The organism is Arthrobacter sp. 05L428, assembly GCF_056397665.1.
In genome coordinates, this window is the sequence record NZ_JBFTNW010000002.1 from 26,547 (window position 1) to 43,440 (window position 16,894).

18 protein-coding genes are annotated in these 16,894 nt (G+C 70.0%); 14 read left to right on the forward strand and 4 right to left on the reverse strand.

What is annotated here, in order from left to right; genetic code table 11:
- The first annotated feature begins 64 nt into the window (after positions 1 to 64).
- The 13 genes from AC1DH3_RS06455 (at position 65) to panC (ending at position 12,076) form a co-directional block, all read left to right on the forward strand.
- Positions 65 to 1,201 (forward strand): zinc-dependent metalloprotease, encoded by a 1,137-nt coding sequence (locus AC1DH3_RS06455; RefSeq protein WP_476908871.1) that lies wholly within the window; start codon positions 65 to 67, stop codon positions 1,199 to 1,201.
- 98 nt (positions 1,202 to 1,299) lie between these two features.
- The gene (gene tilS / locus AC1DH3_RS06460) at positions 1,300 to 2,337 is read left to right on the forward strand and encodes a tRNA lysidine(34) synthetase TilS (protein ID WP_476893012.1); all 1,038 of its coding nucleotides are present in this window, start codon (positions 1,300 to 1,302) and stop codon (positions 2,335 to 2,337) included.
- A 29-nt stretch (positions 2,338 to 2,366) separates the two neighbouring features.
- Entirely contained in the window at positions 2,367 to 2,918 is a 552-nt protein-coding gene (gene hpt, locus AC1DH3_RS06465) for a hypoxanthine phosphoribosyltransferase (RefSeq protein ID WP_146336115.1), read from the forward strand.
- 212 nt (positions 2,919 to 3,130) lie between these two features.
- The gene (gene ftsH, locus AC1DH3_RS06470) at positions 3,131 to 5,197 is read left to right on the forward strand and encodes an ATP-dependent zinc metalloprotease FtsH (protein WP_441418144.1); all 2,067 of its coding nucleotides are present in this window, start codon (positions 3,131 to 3,133) and stop codon (positions 5,195 to 5,197) included.
- 9 nt (positions 5,198 to 5,206) lie between these two features.
- The gene (folE, locus tag AC1DH3_RS06475) at positions 5,207 to 5,863 is read left to right on the forward strand and encodes a GTP cyclohydrolase I FolE (RefSeq protein ID WP_476893011.1); all 657 of its coding nucleotides are present in this window, start codon (positions 5,207 to 5,209) and stop codon (positions 5,861 to 5,863) included.
- A 12-nt stretch (positions 5,864 to 5,875) separates the two neighbouring features.
- A complete protein-coding gene (folP, locus tag AC1DH3_RS06480; RefSeq protein ID WP_476908872.1) occupies positions 5,876 to 6,823 on the forward strand; it encodes a dihydropteroate synthase in 948 nt (315 codons plus the stop codon).
- Positions 6,824 to 6,835: 12 nt separating this feature from the next.
- On the forward strand, positions 6,836 to 7,195 hold the full coding sequence (gene folB, locus AC1DH3_RS06485) for a dihydroneopterin aldolase (protein WP_441418141.1): 360 nt from the start codon (positions 6,836 to 6,838) through the stop codon (positions 7,193 to 7,195).
- Positions 7,192 to 7,746, forward strand: coding sequence for a 2-amino-4-hydroxy-6-hydroxymethyldihydropteridine diphosphokinase (gene folK, locus AC1DH3_RS06490; protein WP_441418140.1), 555 nt, complete (start codon positions 7,192 to 7,194; stop codon positions 7,744 to 7,746). Before folB ends, folK begins: the two co-directional genes overlap by 4 nt.
- Entirely contained in the window at positions 7,743 to 8,267 is a 525-nt protein-coding gene (locus AC1DH3_RS06495) for a DUF3180 domain-containing protein (RefSeq protein WP_441418139.1), read from the forward strand. The genes folK and AC1DH3_RS06495 overlap by 4 nt, the downstream gene beginning before the upstream one ends.
- Positions 8,248 to 8,760, forward strand: a complete 513-nt coding sequence (locus tag AC1DH3_RS06500; RefSeq protein ID WP_476893007.1) for a PH domain-containing protein — start codon at positions 8,248 to 8,250, stop codon at positions 8,758 to 8,760. The genes AC1DH3_RS06495 and AC1DH3_RS06500 overlap by 20 nt, the downstream gene beginning before the upstream one ends.
- Positions 8,757 to 10,274 carry a PH domain-containing protein gene (locus tag AC1DH3_RS06505; RefSeq protein ID WP_476893006.1) on the forward strand — a complete coding sequence of 506 codons (1,518 nt, stop codon included), beginning with the start codon at positions 8,757 to 8,759 and terminating at the stop codon, positions 10,272 to 10,274. Before AC1DH3_RS06500 ends, AC1DH3_RS06505 begins: the two co-directional genes overlap by 4 nt.
- Positions 10,267 to 11,187, forward strand: a complete 921-nt coding sequence (locus AC1DH3_RS06510; protein ID WP_441418137.1) for a Rossmann-like and DUF2520 domain-containing protein — start codon at positions 10,267 to 10,269, stop codon at positions 11,185 to 11,187. The genes AC1DH3_RS06505 and AC1DH3_RS06510 overlap by 8 nt, the downstream gene beginning before the upstream one ends.
- A gap of 1 nt (position 11,188) precedes the next feature.
- A complete protein-coding gene (gene panC / locus AC1DH3_RS06515) occupies positions 11,189 to 12,076 on the forward strand; it encodes a pantoate--beta-alanine ligase (RefSeq protein ID WP_476893005.1) in 888 nt (295 codons plus the stop codon).
- Here panC and AC1DH3_RS06520 read toward each other — a convergent pair.
- Positions 12,073 to 12,528, reverse strand: coding sequence for an SRPBCC family protein (locus tag AC1DH3_RS06520; RefSeq protein ID WP_441418135.1), 456 nt, complete (start codon positions 12,526 to 12,528; stop codon positions 12,073 to 12,075). The genes panC and AC1DH3_RS06520 overlap by 4 nt on opposite strands.
- A 259-nt stretch (positions 12,529 to 12,787) precedes the next feature.
- On the opposite strand from AC1DH3_RS06520, the gene AC1DH3_RS06525 reads away from it, so the two are divergent.
- Complete coding sequence (locus AC1DH3_RS06525) at positions 12,788 to 14,290, forward strand: MDR family MFS transporter (protein ID WP_476893004.1); 1,503 nt, start codon at positions 12,788 to 12,790, stop codon at positions 14,288 to 14,290.
- An 11-nt stretch (positions 14,291 to 14,301) separates the two neighbouring features.
- Here AC1DH3_RS06525 and AC1DH3_RS06530 read toward each other — a convergent pair whose 3' ends face one another.
- Genes AC1DH3_RS06530 through AC1DH3_RS06540 form a run of 3 tightly spaced genes read right to left on the reverse strand, consistent with a single transcriptional unit; the run spans position 14,302 to position 16,849 of the window.
- A complete protein-coding gene (locus AC1DH3_RS06530; protein WP_441418133.1) occupies positions 14,302 to 15,135 on the reverse strand; it encodes an alpha/beta fold hydrolase in 834 nt (277 codons plus the stop codon).
- Between the two features lie 46 nt (positions 15,136 to 15,181).
- Positions 15,182 to 15,808 (reverse strand): thymidine kinase, encoded by a 627-nt coding sequence (locus AC1DH3_RS06535; protein ID WP_441418132.1) that lies wholly within the window; start codon positions 15,806 to 15,808, stop codon positions 15,182 to 15,184.
- Between the two features lie 45 nt (positions 15,809 to 15,853).
- Positions 15,854 to 16,849, reverse strand: a complete 996-nt coding sequence (locus AC1DH3_RS06540; protein ID WP_476893003.1) for an alpha/beta fold hydrolase — start codon at positions 16,847 to 16,849, stop codon at positions 15,854 to 15,856.
- Positions 16,850 to 16,894 lie beyond the last annotated feature (45 nt).

Sequence of the window (16,894 nt, forward strand, 5' to 3'; positions counted from 1 at the left end):
GCTGCCCGTTCGCCGCCCGACGAATTTAAGGCGCTTCCCCGCTCCGCTGTGATCTGATGGGGCTATGGAGTCCTCTTCGCACGAGACATCTGCCCAGGCACCAGGCCAAACACCAGCCCAGGCCCTGATCAACTGGGAGCTCGCCGCGTCCACGGCCGCGCGCCTCACCCCGGCCGGCCCCTCGCTCGGGTCCGCGGAGATCGGCGCCGCCGTCGAGAACCTGCGCCTGATGGCGGACATCTCCGTTCCGCACGTGCACGACATCACCGGCCTCGAGGCCGCCCGCGACCTGCGGGACTCCTCCGTCCTGGTGGTGGACCGCGCCTCGTGGGCCAAGGCGAACACACAGAGCTTCGCCGTGATGCTGCAGCCCGCCATCGAGAAGATGCTCGAAAGCCGGCGCGGGACCGTCAGCCCGGGCGCCGCGAGCGTCGGCGGCGCGATCACCGGCAGCCAGCTGGGCGCGATCCTGGCGTTCCTCTCCAGCAAGGTCCTCGGCCAGTACGACCCGTTCTCGGCGCTGGCCGAGAATTCCACCGCCCCCGCCGCGGGCCGGCTGCTGCTGGTGGCGCCTAACATCATCTCCGTGGAGCGCGAGCTCAACGTCGCGCCCGAGGATTTCCGGCTCTGGGTGTGCCTGCACGAACAAACCCACCGCGTGCAGTTCGCGGCCGCACCCTGGCTGCGCCACCACATGCTGGAACAAATCGAGGACCTCAGTGAACACCTGCTGGGCAACGTCGACTCGATCATGGAACGTGCCGCGGCGGCCGCGAAGGCCCTCAAGGACCGGGCCGGCTCGGGCGCCGCCCCCGGCCGCGGGGCAATCCTGGACCTCCTGCAGGACCCGGCGGAGCGGGCGGCGATCTCGCACCTGACCGCCGTCATGAGCCTGCTGGAAGGCCACGCCAACGTGGTTATGGATGCGGTGGACGCCAGCATCGTCCCCTCGGTCAAGACCATCCGGCAGCGCTTCAACGCCCGCGGCACGGACCGCGGCGCCATCGAGAAGTTCATCCGCAGCCTGCTCGGGCTGGACGCGAAGATGCGGCAGTACAGCGATGGTTCGAAGTTTGTCCGCGAAGTGGTGGACGCCGCCGGAATGCAGGGCTTCAACAAGGTCTGGGAGTCCGCCGACCACCTTCCCACCGAGCCCGAAATCCACGACTCCAAGCTGTGGCTCGACCGGATGGGGCTCTAGTCCAGGTGCCGGCCCCAACCCACCCGGATCTTCCGGCGGCTTCCCGCGGACGACGACGGCCCGGCCGGCTGGCGCCCGTCGTCGGCAAGGCGCGGAAGATGCTGCAGGACGCCCTGGCCGACGCCGGCTACCCCGAGCGGGTGCTTGTGGCGTGCAGCGGCGGTCCGGATTCGCTGGCGCTTGCCGCCGTCGCGGCCTACTTCGCCCGCCGCGGCCACGTTGACGGCCACCCGATCTCCGTCGGCGCCGTCGTCGTGGACCACCAGCTTCAGCCCGGTTCCGCGGAGGTGGCCGCGGCGACAGCGGCGGCGCTGCGGGAGCTGGGACTCGCCCCCGTGCAGGTCAGGACCGTTGACGTCGCCCCCGCCGGGATGGGCCCGGAGGCCGCCGCGCGGGACGCCAGGCACGCCGCCCTCGAGGCCGCCGCCGACGATACCGGCGCCGCGGCGGTCCTGCTGGGCCATACCTTGGATGACCAGGCCGAACAGGTCCTGCTGGGACTGGCGCGCGGTTCCGGCACCCGCTCGCTCGCCGGGATGCGGCCGGTCCGCGGCCGCCTGCTGCGGCCGTTCCTGGGCCTGCGACGGGCCGACACCCTGGAAATCTGCGCCGTCGAAGGCCTGGACCCGTGGCACGACCCGAGCAACGAGGACCCCGCCTTCGCCCGGTCCCGGACCCGGGTGGAGGTGCTGCCGATGCTGGAGGAGAAGCTTGGCCCGGGGGTGGCCGAGTCGCTGGCCCGGACGGCGGCGATCCTGCAGCTCGACGCCGACTACCTCGAGGATGTGGCCAACGACACCTTTGGCCGCCTGCAGGAGCGCTCCGGGACCGAGCTCAGCCTGCCAGAGGCCGCGCTCCGCGAACTGGCGCCGGCCGTCAGGTTCCGGGTGATCGCCAAGGCCGCCGCCGCCGTCGGGGGTCAACAGCCCAGCTACCAGCGGCTGCTGGCCGCCGAAGCGCTGCTTCGCCGGCAGGGCTCCGCGGGACCCGTGGAGCTTCCCGGCGGCGTGAGCGTCTACCGGCTCTCCCTCGCCCAGCTGCTCGCGGCCGGGCAGTCCGCCCCCGCCGGCGTTCCCCGTGAGGGCGCCCGCTGTGGGAAGCTTGTATTCCGGCCTCAAAAACCGCCCCAAGAATAGTCGCACCCGCATCTACACAGGAGCCATTGGTGGATTCAAACGACGTCCAGGCAGACCTCAAGCACGTTCTCTACTCCAAGGAGCAGATCCAGACCCGGATCACTGAACTCGCTGCCCAGATCGACAAGGACTACGAAGGCCGCGATCTGCTGATCGTTGGTGTGCTCAAGGGTGCGGTCATGGTCATGGCCGACCTGGCCCGTGCGCTGCACAGCCACGTCTCGATGGACTGGATGGCCGTCTCCTCCTACGGCTCCGGCACGCAGTCCTCCGGCGTGGTCCGCATCCTCAAGGACCTCGACACCGACCTGATGGGCAAGGACGTCCTGATCGTCGAAGACATCATCGACTCCGGCCTCACGCTTTCCTGGCTGAAGACCAACCTGGAGTCCCGCGGCCCCGCCTCGGTGGAGATCTGCACCGCGTTCCGCAAGCCCACCGCCGCCAAGGTCCAGATCGACGTCAAGTACGTCGGCTATGACATCCCCAACGAATTCGTCGTCGGCTACGGCCTGGACTACGCCGAGAAGTACCGCAACCTGGACTTCGTCGGCACCCTGGCGCCGCACGTCTACGAGTAACCCGGAGACCGCACCGGCAGCTTCCCTCCGGCTCGACGCTGTGCCTGGGCTGCCCCCGCACAGGCCCCCGCTACGCCGACAGGGAACTTTTAGCCCTGACCGTGCGTGAGTTACTGCGACGGTGTATAGCTATAACCTGACGCAGCACCACACGCGCGCAGATCGGTCGCCGTGCAGCACTACCAGGAGGGACGGGGCCAGCCCCCGATCAGATGAAAGCTAAGAGTTTCTTCAAGGGCCCGGGCATCTGGATTGTCGTTGTTATCGGCATGCTCCTGCTGGCCTTTGCCACCCTGGCCCCGGGCGGCTCCGTCCGGATCGACACGGACCGGGGCCTGGCCCTGCTGGCCGACAGCGACAAGGTCGAGCAGGCCAAGATTTTCGACGCCGAGAACCGCGTGGACCTGGTCCTGAAAAACGACATCCAGATTGACGGCCAGGACAAGGGCAAGAACGTCCAGTTCTACTACGTCAACGCCCGCGCGGCGGACGTCGTCAAGGCCGTAACGGCTGCCAAGCCGCCGAGCGGCTTCACCGACCAGCCGGTCGAAAGCAACTGGTTCTCCGGCCTGTTCTCCCTGCTGGTCCCGGTGCTGCTGCTGGGTGTGCTCTTCTGGTTCCTGCTCTCCCGGATGCAGGGCGGCGGCTCCAAGGTCATGCAGTTCGGCAAGTCCAAAGCCAAGATGGTCAACAAGGACATGCCGCAGGTGACCTTCAGCGACGTCGCCGGCGCCGACGAAGCCGTCGAGGAACTCGAAGAGATCAAGGAATTCCTCCAGGAACCCGCCAAGTTCCAGGCCGTGGGCGCCAAGATCCCCAAGGGCGTGCTGCTGTACGGCCCTCCCGGTACCGGCAAGACCCTCCTGGCCCGCGCGGTCGCCGGCGAGGCCGGCGTTCCCTTCTTCTCCATCTCCGGTTCCGACTTCGTTGAAATGTTCGTCGGTGTCGGCGCCTCCCGCGTCCGCGACCTGTTCGAACAGGCCAAGGCCAACGCGCCGGCCATCATCTTCGTGGACGAGATCGACGCCGTCGGCCGGCACCGCGGCGCCGGCATCGGCGGCGGCAACGACGAGCGCGAGCAGACCCTCAACCAGCTGCTGGTTGAAATGGACGGCTTCGACGTCAAGACCAACGTCATCCTGATCGCGGCCACCAACCGCCCCGACGTGCTCGACCCGGCCCTGCTCCGGCCGGGCCGCTTCGACCGCCAGATTTCGGTCGAGGCCCCGGACCTGATCGGCCGCGACCAGATCCTGAAGGTGCACGCGAAGGGCAAGCCGATGGCTCCCGGCGTCGACCTCAAGGCCGTCGCGAAGAAAACCCCCGGCTACACCGGCGCGGACCTCGCGAACGTGCTCAACGAAGCCGCGCTGCTGACGGCCCGCTCCAATGCCAACCTGATCGATGACCGCGCGCTCGACGAGGCAATCGACCGGGTGATGGCCGGTCCGCAGAAGCGCAGCCGGGTCATGAAGGAACACGAGCGCAAGGTCACCGCGTACCACGAGGGCGGCCACGCCCTGGTGGCGGCGGCACTGCGCAACTCTGCCCCGGTCACCAAGATCACCATCCTGCCGCGCGGCCGCGCCCTGGGCTACACCATGGTGGTTCCGGAGAACGACAAGTACTCCGTGACCCGCAACGAACTGCTGGACCAGATGGCCTACGCCATGGGCGGCCGGGTGGCCGAGGAACTCGTCTTCCACGACCCCTCCACCGGTGCCTCGAACGACATCGAAAAGGCCACCGGAATCGCGCGCAAGATGGTCACCGAGTTCGGCATGAGTGAACGCGTCGGCGCCGTGCGCCTCGGACAGGGCGGCGGCGAGCCGTTCCTGGGCCGCGACGCCGGCCATGAGCGCAACTACTCGGACCAGATCGCCTACGTCGTGGACGAGGAAGTGCGCCGCCTGATCGAGGGCGCGCACGACGAGGCCTACGCGATCCTGACCGAGAACCGCGACGTCCTGGACCAGCTCGCGCTGGAACTGCTGGAACGGGAAACCCTGAACCAGAGCGAGATCGCCCAGGTCTTCACGAATATCCGCAAGCGCGATTTCCGCGAGATCTGGCTCTCCAAGGAGAGCCGGCCGATCCAGGCCGTCGGCCCGGTGGAGTCCCGCCGTGAAAAGGCCGAGCGCGAAGCCCAGGAAGAAGCCAAAGAAGCCCGGCTCGAGGAGCCGCTCGACACCCTGCCGCCGCACGCCCAGGGCGTGCCCGGACAGGAGTCCTTCCAGGACGGCGTCACGGATCTCGGGCCCGACGTCCATCCCGGCTAGGCTTCTTCTGTGACTTCCTACTTCGACGACGACGACGTTCCCGCCACCGCCGGCTCCCTCCCCACGGGAGAGCCGGCGGAGGCCGCGGGCCAGCCCGGAACCAAGGTGGACCGCCCGCGGATCCAGGCGGCGGTGCGCGAGATCCTGATCGCCATCGGCGAGGACCCGGACCGCAGCGGACTGCTGGACACCCCCAAACGGGTCGCCAAGGCCTACGCGGAGATGTTTGCCGGCCTGCACCACGACCCGGCGGAAATCCTCGCCACCACCTTCGACCTGGACCACGAAGAACTGGTACTGGTCAAGGACATCCCGTTCTACTCAACCTGCGAGCACCACCTCGTGCCGTTCCACGGGGTGGCCCACGTCGGTTACATCCCCTCGCACGACGGCAAGGTCACCGGCCTGAGCAAGCTGGCCCGGCTGGTGGACATGTTCGCCCGCCGCCCGCAGGTGCAGGAGCGGCTGACCACGCAGATCGTCGAAGCCCTCGTCACCCACCTCAAGCCGCGCGGCGCGATCGTCGTCGTCGAATGCGAACACCTTTGCATGTCGATGCGCGGCATCCGCAAGCCCGGCGCGAAAACCGTCACCAGCGCGGTCCGCGGGCAACTGCATGACCCGGCCACCCGCGCCGAAGCCATGAGCCTCATCCTTGGAAGGTAACAAAAACAGACTATGGATTCCCTAGCCGCAGCCCCTGGAACAGGACCTGCCACCTCGCCGCTGCCCGTGCTGCGCAAGCCGCGCCCGGCTGCGAGTTTCAAGGACCTGCCGACGGACCGCACGCTCGTGATGGGGATCCTGAACGTCACCCCGGATTCGTTCAGCGACGGCGGCCGGCACGCGACGGCGGACACCGCGGTCGCCGCCGGCCTGCGGATGTACTACGCCGGCGCAGACATCATCGACGTCGGCGGGGAATCCACCCGCCCCGGTGCCGCGGAGGTCAGCGTCGAGGAGGAAAAGCGGCGGGTACTGCCCGTGATCGAGGCGCTGGTCAAGGCCGGCGCCCTGGTCAGCATCGACACCACGCACGCCGCCACCGCCGAGGCCGCGCTGGCGGCCGGCGCCACGATCATCAACGACGTCTCCGGCCTCACGATCGAGCCGGAGATGGTTGAGCTGGTGGCCCGGAGCAAGGCGCCCTACATCCTCACCCACCGCCGCGGCGACGCGAGCACCATGGACTCGCTGACCGACTACGGCAACGTGGCCCGGGAGGTCGCCGCCGAGCTCGCCGGCGTGCGCGACAAGCTGTACGCCGCAGGCGCCTCGCCGGAGCAGATCATCCTGGACCCCGGCCTGGGCTTCGCCAAGAACGAGGCGCAGAACTGGGAACTCCTGCAGAACCTCGACGTCCTGCAGGCCATGGGCCACAAAGTCCTGGTCGCCGCGTCCCGGAAACGGTTCCTGGGCAGCCTCCTGACCGTCGCCGGAAAGGCCGCCCCGCCCCAGGATCGGGATGCCGCCACCGCCGCCGTCACCGCCATCAGCGCCTTCCGCGGCGCCTGGGCGGTCCGCGTGCACGACGTCGGCCCCAGCCTCGACGCCGTCAAGGTCGCCGCCCGCATCGCCCCGGGTCCGCGCACCGGATCGGCGCCGGCCGTGCCCGGCAACGGCTGAGACGGCCGCCCCATGGACCGGATCACGCTAAGCGGCGTCACCGCCGTCGGGCATCACGGAGTGTTCGATTTCGAACGCCGGGACGGCCAGCCGTTTGTCGTCGACGCCGTGCTGCACCTCGACTTCAGCCAGGCCGCCACCAGTGACGACGTGCGGGACACCGCGCATTACGGCGAAGTGGCCGAGTGCATCCGCGGCTGGATCACCGGCACGCCGCTGAACCTGATCGAGGCCCTCGCGGTGCGGATCGCCGACGACCTGCTGCTGCGCTTCCCGGTGGCCGCCGTCGACATCACCGTGCACAAGCCCAAGGCCCCGATCGAGGTCGAGTTCGGCGATGTGTCCGTCAGCGTCCACCGGGACCGGCCATGAGCCCCCACGCAGCGCCCTACACCCGCGCCGTGATCGCGCTCGGCAGCAACCTGGGGGAGCGCAACGACACGCTCTCCGCCGCCGTCGCCGACCTCGTCGACCCGCCGGAGGTGCGGCTGCTGGCCATCTCGCCGATCGTGCAGACCAAGGCCGTAGGCGGACCGCCGGACCAGCCGGACTTCCTGAACATGGTCATCGCCGTGGAAACCTCGCTGTCCCCGGAGGAACTGCTGCGGCACTGCCACGCGGTGGAACAAAAGCACCTGCGGGTCCGTGAAGTCCGCTGGGGTCCGCGCACCCTCGACGTGGACATCATCACCTACGGCGACCTGGTGAGCTCCGACCCGGACCTGACGCTTCCGCATCCGCGCGCCGCGGAGCGTGCCTTCGTGCTCTACCCCTGGTCCCTGATCGACCCCGCGGCCGAGCTCAACGGCGAACGGGTGGGCGACCTCGCCGCCAAGGCCGCCGACTTCCCGGACCTCGCGCCGTTCGACGGCTTCGAAGACCTCAAGGGCGCGGCTGGAGCCGCGCCGGTGGAGGCCCCATGAAGCCGGTCAGCCCGCTCCTGCTCCTCGTCATTGCTGTCGCGCTCGCCGTCCTGGGCTGGCTTGCCGCCCTGATTTCCGGACGCTACAGCCTCGAGACCCCGGTGCTGCCGCTGACCGGCCTGCTCACCATGGGCGTGATCGTGGCCCTCACCCTGATCCTTGGCGTCCGTGTGCTGCGCTGGCGCAACGGCAAGAAGAAGAGAATGCTCAACCCGATCCTGGCCGCGTGGACCCTGGTCCTGGCCCAGGCCTGCGCCTACACCGGGACCGTGCTGCTGGGCTGGCACGCCGGAATTTTCCTGGACCAGCTGAGGCTATGGTCCGTGCGCAGCGGTCAGTCCATCACCTGGGAGACGCTGTCCATGGCCGGCGGCGGCCTCGTGATGGTGGTGGTGGGCCTGGTGGTGGAGCGCTTCTGCCGGATTCCTCCCGAGGACGGCGACGCCGAGGGGAGCCCCGGACTGCAGGGCAAGCGCGGCAAGCCCAAGGCTGAAGGCGAATATGCATACCGAGGCGATTGACCCGCCCGGGCTGGTCTGGCGGCGGGTGTCTCCCCGGTACGTGACCGTGCGGCTGGTGGGCTGGGCGCTGGCCAACCTGGCCGCCGTCGCGGTCCTGTCCCTGCCCCTCGTGCTGGTCCTGAACGGCGCGTGGGGCTGGCCGCCGCTGTGGCTCGCCGCCGCCGTGCCCGCCGCGGCCTTCCTGCTGGCCCTGTGGCGGCTCGTGCTCATCCCGCGACAGGTGCGGTCCATCGGTTACGCCGAACGCGAGGACGACCTGCTGATCCGCCGTGGCATCTTCTTCCAGCGCGTCCTGGTGGTCCCGTACGGGCGGATGCAGTACGTGGACATCGGGGCCGGCCCGGTGGAGCGCGGCCTCGGCCTGTGCACCCTGAAGCTTCACACCGCCTCGGCCGGCACCAGCGCGGAGATCCCCGGCCTGCCCGCGGGGGAGGGGGCGAGGCTCCGCGAACAGCTGTCCGCCCGCGGCGAGGCCCGCCTGGCCGGGCTGTGACGGCCGCCGGGGACAGCTGGCGGCGCGTGCATCCGGCATCGCCGTTCGTTCGGGGCTGGGTGGCGCTGGCCGCGATGTTCTTCTTCTTTGGCCGCGATGCCTTTGAACGCCTGCTCCAGGGCGGACCCGTCATTGACGATCGGCTCGCCGGACGGGCGCCATGGCTGCTGCTTGGCGGCGGCACGGTGCTGCTGCTGACCGTGCTCGGCTTCGTGCTGAGCTGGTACTTCACCCGGTACCAGGTGGCTGACGGGTACGTGCGGGTCAACACCGGGTTCCTGTTCAAGCAGCAGCGCCAGGCCCGGCTGGACCGGGTCCAGGCAATCGACGTCGTGCAGCCCCTGCTGGCGCGGATTTTCGGGCTCGCCGAGCTCAGGTTCGAGGTCGCCGACGCCGGCCAGTCCGCGGTGCACCTGGCCTACCTGCCCCTGGCCGAGGCCCGCCAGCTCCGCGCGACCATCCTTGCCCGTGCCTCCGGCGCCGGAGGCGGGACGCCGGCGCCGGTAACGGCGGGGCAGGATCCGGGGCAGCGGGCGGCCGTCGCCGAGGAGGCGCCGGAACATGCCGTACTCACCGTGCCGCCGCCGCGGCTGGTCGGGTCGCTGGTGCTGAGCGAGCAAAGCGTCGTCATCGTCCTCGGCGCCGTGGCCTCGGTGCTGCTCTCCGCCCTCACCGAGAACCGCAGCTTCTACTTCTATCTGGTCCCGGCAGGCCTGGGCCTGGCCGCGGCGTACTGGAACTCCTTCAACAAGGGCTTCAACTTCACCGCCGCCATTTCCCCGGACGGTATCCGGCTCCGCTACGGCCTGCTGGACACCCAGGCCCAGACCCTGCCGCCCGGGCGGATCCAGGCCGTGCGCGTCAGCCAGCCGCCGCTCTGGCGGGTCTTCGGCTGGTACCGGATGCAGGTCAACGTGGCCGGCTACGGCACCGCCGGCAGCAACGGCGAGGCCTCCGCCCGGACCACCCTGCTGCCCGTCGGAACGCTGGCGGAGGTGTTCACCATGCTGTCGCTGGTCCTGCCCGACCCCGGCACCCCGGACCCCGGGCGCGTCTTCACCGCGGGGTTGAACGGGCTGGCGCCCGCCGGCGGCGCCGGCCGTTCCGCGGCTCCGGAAGACGGCGGCTTCGTCACCACGCCGAGGCGGGCCCGCCTGCTGGCCCCGCTGGGCTGGCGGCGCAACGGCTTCACCGCCACCGACACCGCGCTGCTGATCCGCTCCGGCCGCTGGTGGCGCCACCTCGTCCTGGTCCCGCACCAGCGCACCCAGTCGATCGCGCTGCAGCAGGGCCCGCTTGCCCGGCGCTTCCGGGTGGCGGACCTGGTCCTGCACACCACCGCCGGGCCGGTCGCGCCGCGGCTGATCCAGGCCGGCCTGGACGAAGGCCGGGCCTTGCTGGACGCGCAGGCGGCCCGCGCCCGGACCGCGCGGAAACGGCAGACCAGCGAACACTGGCTCGCCCCGGCAGAGCACCTCGTACACGCACCAAAGGAAGGTCCGCAGCATGGCTAAGCCAGGACGCCTCGGCGTCGGAATCATCGGAGCCGGCAAGGTGGGGGCCGTCCTGGGGGCGGCGTTGCGCGCCGCCGAGCACGCCGTCGTCGGGGTCTCCGCCGTCTCGGACGCGAGCCGGGAGCGCGCCGAAACCCTGCTGCCCGGCGTTCCCATCCTCGAGGTGCAGGACATCGTGGAACGCGCCGAACTGGTACTGCTGGCGGTCCCGGACGACGCCCTCGGTCCGCTCGTGGAAGGGCTCGCGAAACTCGGCGCCTGGCAGCCCGGGCAGCTCGTTGCCCACACCTCCGGGCGATTCGGCGTCGGGATCCTGCGCCCGGTCCGCGCCGCGGGGGCCATCCCGCTGGCGCTGCACCCCGCCATGACCTTCACCGGCATGAGCCTTGACCTGACCCGGCTGCTGGACTGCAGCTTCGGCGTGACGGCCGACCCGGCCATGCTGCCAATCGCGCAGGCCCTCGTGGTGGAGATGGGCGCGGAGCCGGTCGCGATCGCCGAAGCTGACCGCACGCTGTACCACGCGGCCCTGGCGCACGGCTCAAACCATTTGGTCACGCTCGTGGCGCAAGCCTCCCAGCTGCTGCGCGAAGTGGGCGTCGAAGCCCCGGAACGCATGCTGGGCCCCCTGCTGCGCGCCAGCCTGGAAAACGCCCTCGCCTCGGGAGAGTCGGCGCTGACCGGTCCGGTGGCGCGCGGGGATGTGGGGACTGTCGCCGCGCACTCGGAGGCGCTGCGCGAACTCGACGGCGGCTCCGGCGGCGATATTCTTGAGGCGTACCTGGCCATGGCCCGGGCAACGGCCCGCCGTGCGGGTAGCCGCGGGCTGTTGAAGCCGGAGCAAATCGACGGCATCAGGCAGGCGCTCGAGGCCCCCGACGCCGGCGGCCCGATTCCTGAGGAAGGACCCTGAGATGGCAATCCAGTTGGTGACCACGGCTGCGCAGCTGCGCACTGAAAGCGCGCGGCTGCTCACCGAAAAGCGCGGCACCTCGCAGGGGCTCGTGCCCACGATGGGCGCCCTGCACGAGGGACATGCCCGGCTCGCACGCACCGCCGTCGCGGAAAACGACGTCGTGGTGGCCAGCATCTTCGTCAATCCGCTGCAGTTCGGCGAGGCGGTGGACCTTGACCGCTACCCGCGGACGCTTGAGGCGGATTTGGCCCTGCTCGAGGCCGAAGGAGTAGACCTCGCCTTCGCGCCGGCGGTGGAGGAGGTGTATCCCGGCGGCGAACCCCTGGTGCGGATCACTGCCGGTGTGCTGGCCGACAAGTGGGAGGGAGCCTCCCGGCCGGGGCACTTCGACGGCGCCCTGACGGTGGTGGCGAAGCTGCTGCACTACGGCCTGCCCGCCTTGGGACAGGGCACCTACCGCGCCTATTTCGGCCAAAAGGACGCCCAGCAGCTGACCCTGGTCCAGCGAATGGTGGCGGACCTGAACTTCCCGGTGGAGATCGTCCCGGTGCCGATCGTGCGGTCCCCGGACGGGCTCGCGCTCTCCAGCCGGAACCGTTTCCTCTCGGCCGAGGAACGCGAGGCCGCCCTGGTGCTCTCCCGGGCGCTGCGGCTGGTCGAGGAACGCGCCAACGCCCACGAACCCCTGGACCTGGACTCCGCCCGGGCGCTCGTGGAATCCCAGCCCCTCGTGGAGCTGGACTACTTCGACGTCGTGGACCCGCGCACCCTTGAGCCGCTCGCGGAGAACTGCCGCGAGACGCCGTTCCGCGGCGAAGGACTGGTTCTCATCGCGGCCAAGGTCGGCCCGGTCCGCCTGATCGACAACGTGCCGCTGGACTCCTAGCCCTTCCCCGTCTCGGCCATCAGCTTGAGGTTTGCCAGGGTCTGCTCCCTGGCGCGCTCCTGCAGCCGTTCCACCAGCACCCGGTCGGCGAACTTCCCGATCGCCGCGCCCGGGACGTTGTACTCGATTTCCGCGGTGACCCGGGTGCCGGTTCCCGAGGGCTCGTAGTCCCACGTCTGCCATCCCTTGAGCGGGCCGTCGAATTCGAGCCGGACGTGCTGGCCGCCGCTGGGGGTCGGCTCGTTTTCCAGGACGCGCGTGGTGACCGGGAACGGAACCCCGGCCATCAGGTAGCTGTGCTCGACGACGGTCCCCGCCCGGCCGTCGCCTTCGACCTTCTTCGGCTCGCTGAGGTTCACCCACCACGACGCCCAGTGGTAGGGGTCGACGGCGATCTCGGTGACGCGCCCGACCGGCGCGTCGATCTGGGTGTCGAGCTTGATGTGGCCCATGGATCATCCTCTCGTGGAATAAGCCGGTGGAGTAAGTCGGGGGTGCGGGCGCCCGGAGGGGAGCCTCGGCCCGTTACCAGCCAACGCCCGCCGCCGGAAAGCGGGTAGGGGACAAAGGCCCCGGGCCGAGTTTCCGTCCCGCTGCGAATCGGAATAATTTATCGCCGCCGCCGGGAATTACCGCTGCGGGGGGCGGGTTGGAATTCGTAGTGGCGACCACGTGCGCCGAAACCCACTTCAACTCCCTGAGGGAATCCCCATGCCAGCAGATGCCCCTTCCAACGTCCAGGAGAACCTGGCGCAGCCGCCCCGGACCGCAGCCCTGCCCCCGGCGCCCGTGCAGCGCGCGGAGGCACCGGCGGCCGGGCCGGAGAAGCTGTCCCGGGAGTCCGTCACCATCATCGCCACCCTGCTGGTAGCCACCTTCGTGGTGATCCTGAACGAAACCATCATGAACGTGGCCCTGCAGCGGCTGATGGTGGACCTGAGGGTCGGTGCACCCACCGTGCAGTGGCTTTCCACCGGCTTCATGCTGACGATGGCCGTGGTCATTCCCACCACGGGCTTCATCCTGCAGCGACTCTCCACCCGGGCGGTCTTCATGCTGGCGATGGGGCTGTTTTCCGCCGGCACCCTGCTGGCAGCCCTCGCACCCGGTTTCGAAATCCTGCTTCTGGCCAGAATCATCCAGGCCGGCGGCACCGCCATCATGCTTCCGCTGCTGATGACCACCATCCTGACCCTGGTGCCGGTTGCGCGCCGCGGCGCCGTGATGGGCAACGTGAGCATCGCGATCTCGGTGGCGCCCGCCATGGGCCCGACGGTCTCCGGGCTGATCCTGCAGAATTTCTCCTGGCGGTTCATGTTCGTGTTCGTGCTCCCGATCGCGTTGCTCGCGTTTGCCATCGGAGCCAGGTTCCTGCGGAACATCGGCGACAACGAGAAGACCCGGCTCGATGCGCTCTCCGTCGTCCTGACCGTCCCGGCCTTCGGCGGCGTCGTGTACGGACTGAGCCAGATCGGCGGCGGCCAGGGCGGCCCCGCCACCCCGGCCGTGGCGGCGCTCGCCGTCGGCGTCGTGGCCCTGCTCGCCTTCGTCCTGCGCCAGCTCAGGCTGCAGAAGTCAGACGCGCCGCTGCTGGATCTGCGCGCCTTCAACTTCCGGATGTTCACCGTGTCCGTGCTGCTGCTGGTGGTCGCGATGATTGCCCTGTTCGGCGCCGTGATCCTGCTGCCCCTGTACCTGCAGGAAGTCCGCGGCCTGAAGTCGCTGGAAACCGGCCTCGCCCTGTTGCCCGGCGGCCTCGCAATGGGCCTGCTGGGCCCGGTCATCGGCCGGCTTTTCGACAAGTTCGGCCCATTGCCGCTGACCGTGACGGGATCGGTCCTGATGGTGCTTTCGCTCTGGCAGTTCTCCCGGCTGGACGCCCAGACGCCGGTCGGCTGGATCATCGCGCTGCATGTGACGCTGAGCCTGGGCCTGGCGCTGCTGTTCACCCCCGCGTTCACCACGGGGCTGAACCCGTTGCCGCCGCACCTGTACTCCCACGGCTCGGCCATCATGAGCACCCTGCAGCAGGTCGCGGGCGCGGCGGGCACGGCGCTGCTGGTCTCGATCTACGCGGTCGTCTCGGCGGGGTCCGGCATCGTCGCCGGAATGCACGCGGCGTTCCTGACCGCGGCCGCCATAGCGCTCGCTGCCGTGGTGCTGTCCGTGCTGATGCGCAAGACCGAAGGCGCGGCGGGCCCGGCGGCCCACTGACCCGGCAGCTGCTAGCCGGCGAAGAACTCGCTGAGTTCGGCGATGAGCTTGTCCGGGGCCTTGTTGACGCCGTCGTGGCCCATGCCCGGCAGGATGGTGTAGCTGGAGCCCGAGAGCACGTCGTGGATCTGCCCGCAGGCCACCCCGAAGTACGCCGGGCTCTTCTCGCCCACGATGATCAGGGTCTCCAGCGGCAGCTCCAGGAATGGTTCGGCCGGCATGTCGGCGGCGATGATCGCCTTGATCTCGCGGACGCCGGTCTTCATCAGCTCGCGCAGCTGCTTGCCGACAGGTGTGCCGGCGGTGAGCTTGTTCGCGAGCGTCAGCATGGATAGCGGCATCCGGGACAGCGCGCTTCCGGTCTCGAGGCCGCGGACCAGGACGGCGAGGGCCCGGTCGTCGTCGCCCGCCGCCGTCAGGCGCTCGTACTCTGCGGTCCAGTCCGCCGTGACGCTGTGGTTCACCGAAACGGCCGGGTCGTAGACGGCGAGGCGTTCCACCGGCAGGGTGCGTGCGGCATGCAGCGCCACCGCGCCGCCGAAGCTGTGCCCGAAGACGTCGGTACTGGCGGTGTGCTTCATCACGGCGTCCAGGTCGCGGATGTCCACGTCCAGGGTGTAGTCCTCCGGCTGCGGCGAGGACGAGCCGCGGCCGCGGCGGTTGAAGGTGTGGACCGGCCGGCCCAGCGCGGCGCTGAGCTTCTGCGCGAAACGGGTGTAGTCGGCCGCCGTCACCATCGAAGCCGGCACGACGACGACGCCGGAACCCGCCGCGGCAAGCTCCGCGCCCGTGCTGAAAAGCTCAAGGGTTCCGCCGTCGGGGGTTTTGATGTTCTCGCGGGTCATGCTCCGAGCCTAGCCGAGGCGCCCGGAACCGCACAGCAGGGTGCTGTCAGCTGCCCAGCCGGCCGCCGGAGATCTCGAGGTAGCAGGAGCCGCAGAGTGACTCGTACCAGGCGTCCTGCCCGTCGATGGCCACCTGGTCGCCGTCGAACACCACCTGATCGCCGATCCGGCGGGTGTTGAAGATGGCCTTGCGGCCGCACCGGCAGATGGTCTTGAGCTCCTCGAGCGTGTGCGCGATTTCCAGGAGCCGGAGCGAGCCGGGGAAGGCGCGGGTCCGGAAGTCGGTGCGGATGCCGTAGGCGAGCACGGGAACGTTGTCCAGCACGGCGATGCGGAAAAGGTCGTCCACCTGCTCCGGCTCAAGGAATTGGGCCTCGTCCACCAGCAGGCAGGCCACGGGGGGCGTGTCCACGTGCTGCAGCAACGCGTCGGGGTCATCCCCGTGCGCGTGCGCCGCGAACAGCTTCCGGGCGGACGCCCCGGACGGGATCAGGAAGTCCACCGAGCGGGTCATGCCCAGCCGGGATACGACGTCGGCGTCACCCTTGGTGTCGATGTCCGGCTTGGCGAGCACCACCCGCTGGCCTCGCTCCTCGTAGTTGAACGCGGCCTGCAGCAGGCCCGTCGACTTGCCGGAGTTCATCGCGCCGTAACGGAAGTAGAGCTTGGCCAAGGGGGTCCTTTCGACTTAGGTCGCCCCCGATTCTAGTGCCAGAAGTCAGCGGGCCGGCCGCAGCCGCCGCCGGACCCGGAGCCGCGCCGGGACCGCGTCGCCGTCGAGCAGGAACCTGGCCGCAATCAGCGCCAGCCGCCGGTTGCCGGGACGGATGGGGCCCTCGTGCAGCTGGCCCGGCACCACGGCAAACTCGATTGCCGGCACCGCCGCCGCGAGCTGCCGCCCGGTTTCGGCGAAGTAGTCCGGGCTCCACCCGCCGGTGAGCATCAGCGTGGGCATGGTGATGCCGGCAAAGTCGTCGAGCTCGGCGTCCGCGGCCAGCACCGCGCGCATCTCCTTCACGGCCGTGGGCAGCAGTTCCCGCATCTCCGCGCCCAGGCTGGTCCGGGCCGAGAGGATGCTGAGCATGCGCAGGGCGCCGAGCGGCAGCTTCGACACGGGACCGGCGGTTTCCAGCCCCTGGACCAGGTGGGCCCACGCGTGGTCCAGTTCACCGGCCGCCACCGATCGTTCCAGTTCCGGTCGCCAGCGGCTGGTCAGGTTCCCGGCGAGGGACACAGCCGCGTCGTAGGTCACCAGGCGGCGGATCGGCACGCTGCGTGCGGCCTGCAGCGCCACGAACCCGCCGTAGCTGTGCGCGAACACGTCCGTTGAGCCGGTCTGCCGCAGCACGGCGGCGAGGTCTGCAACCTCCGTGGCCGCCGAGTAGTCCGCGGGCTGCGGTGAGGACCCGGCCCGGCCGCGGCGGTTGTAACAGTGCACCGGGCGGCCCAAGAGCCGGCTCAGGCTCCGGGCGAACGAGCGGTAGAGGGCGTCCGTGACCAAGGTCCCATGTACCAGAACGATGCCGGCCGCCGCCGCAGGCGCGTCCCCGGGCGCCGCGCCGGCGGGCTCCGGGAAGTGCCCGGGCGCTGCCCCCGGGGCGGCTTCCGGCGCTGCTGCCGGGGCGCCCTCCGGGGCCTTTTCCGCGCTGGTCCGGAAGGTGTGCAGCTCGAGGTGCCCCTCGCCGTCGTCGGTCCGAATCGTCCACGTCTCCACAGCTGTGATTGTATTCCCGGTCCATTCCCGCGCCTGCCGCACCGG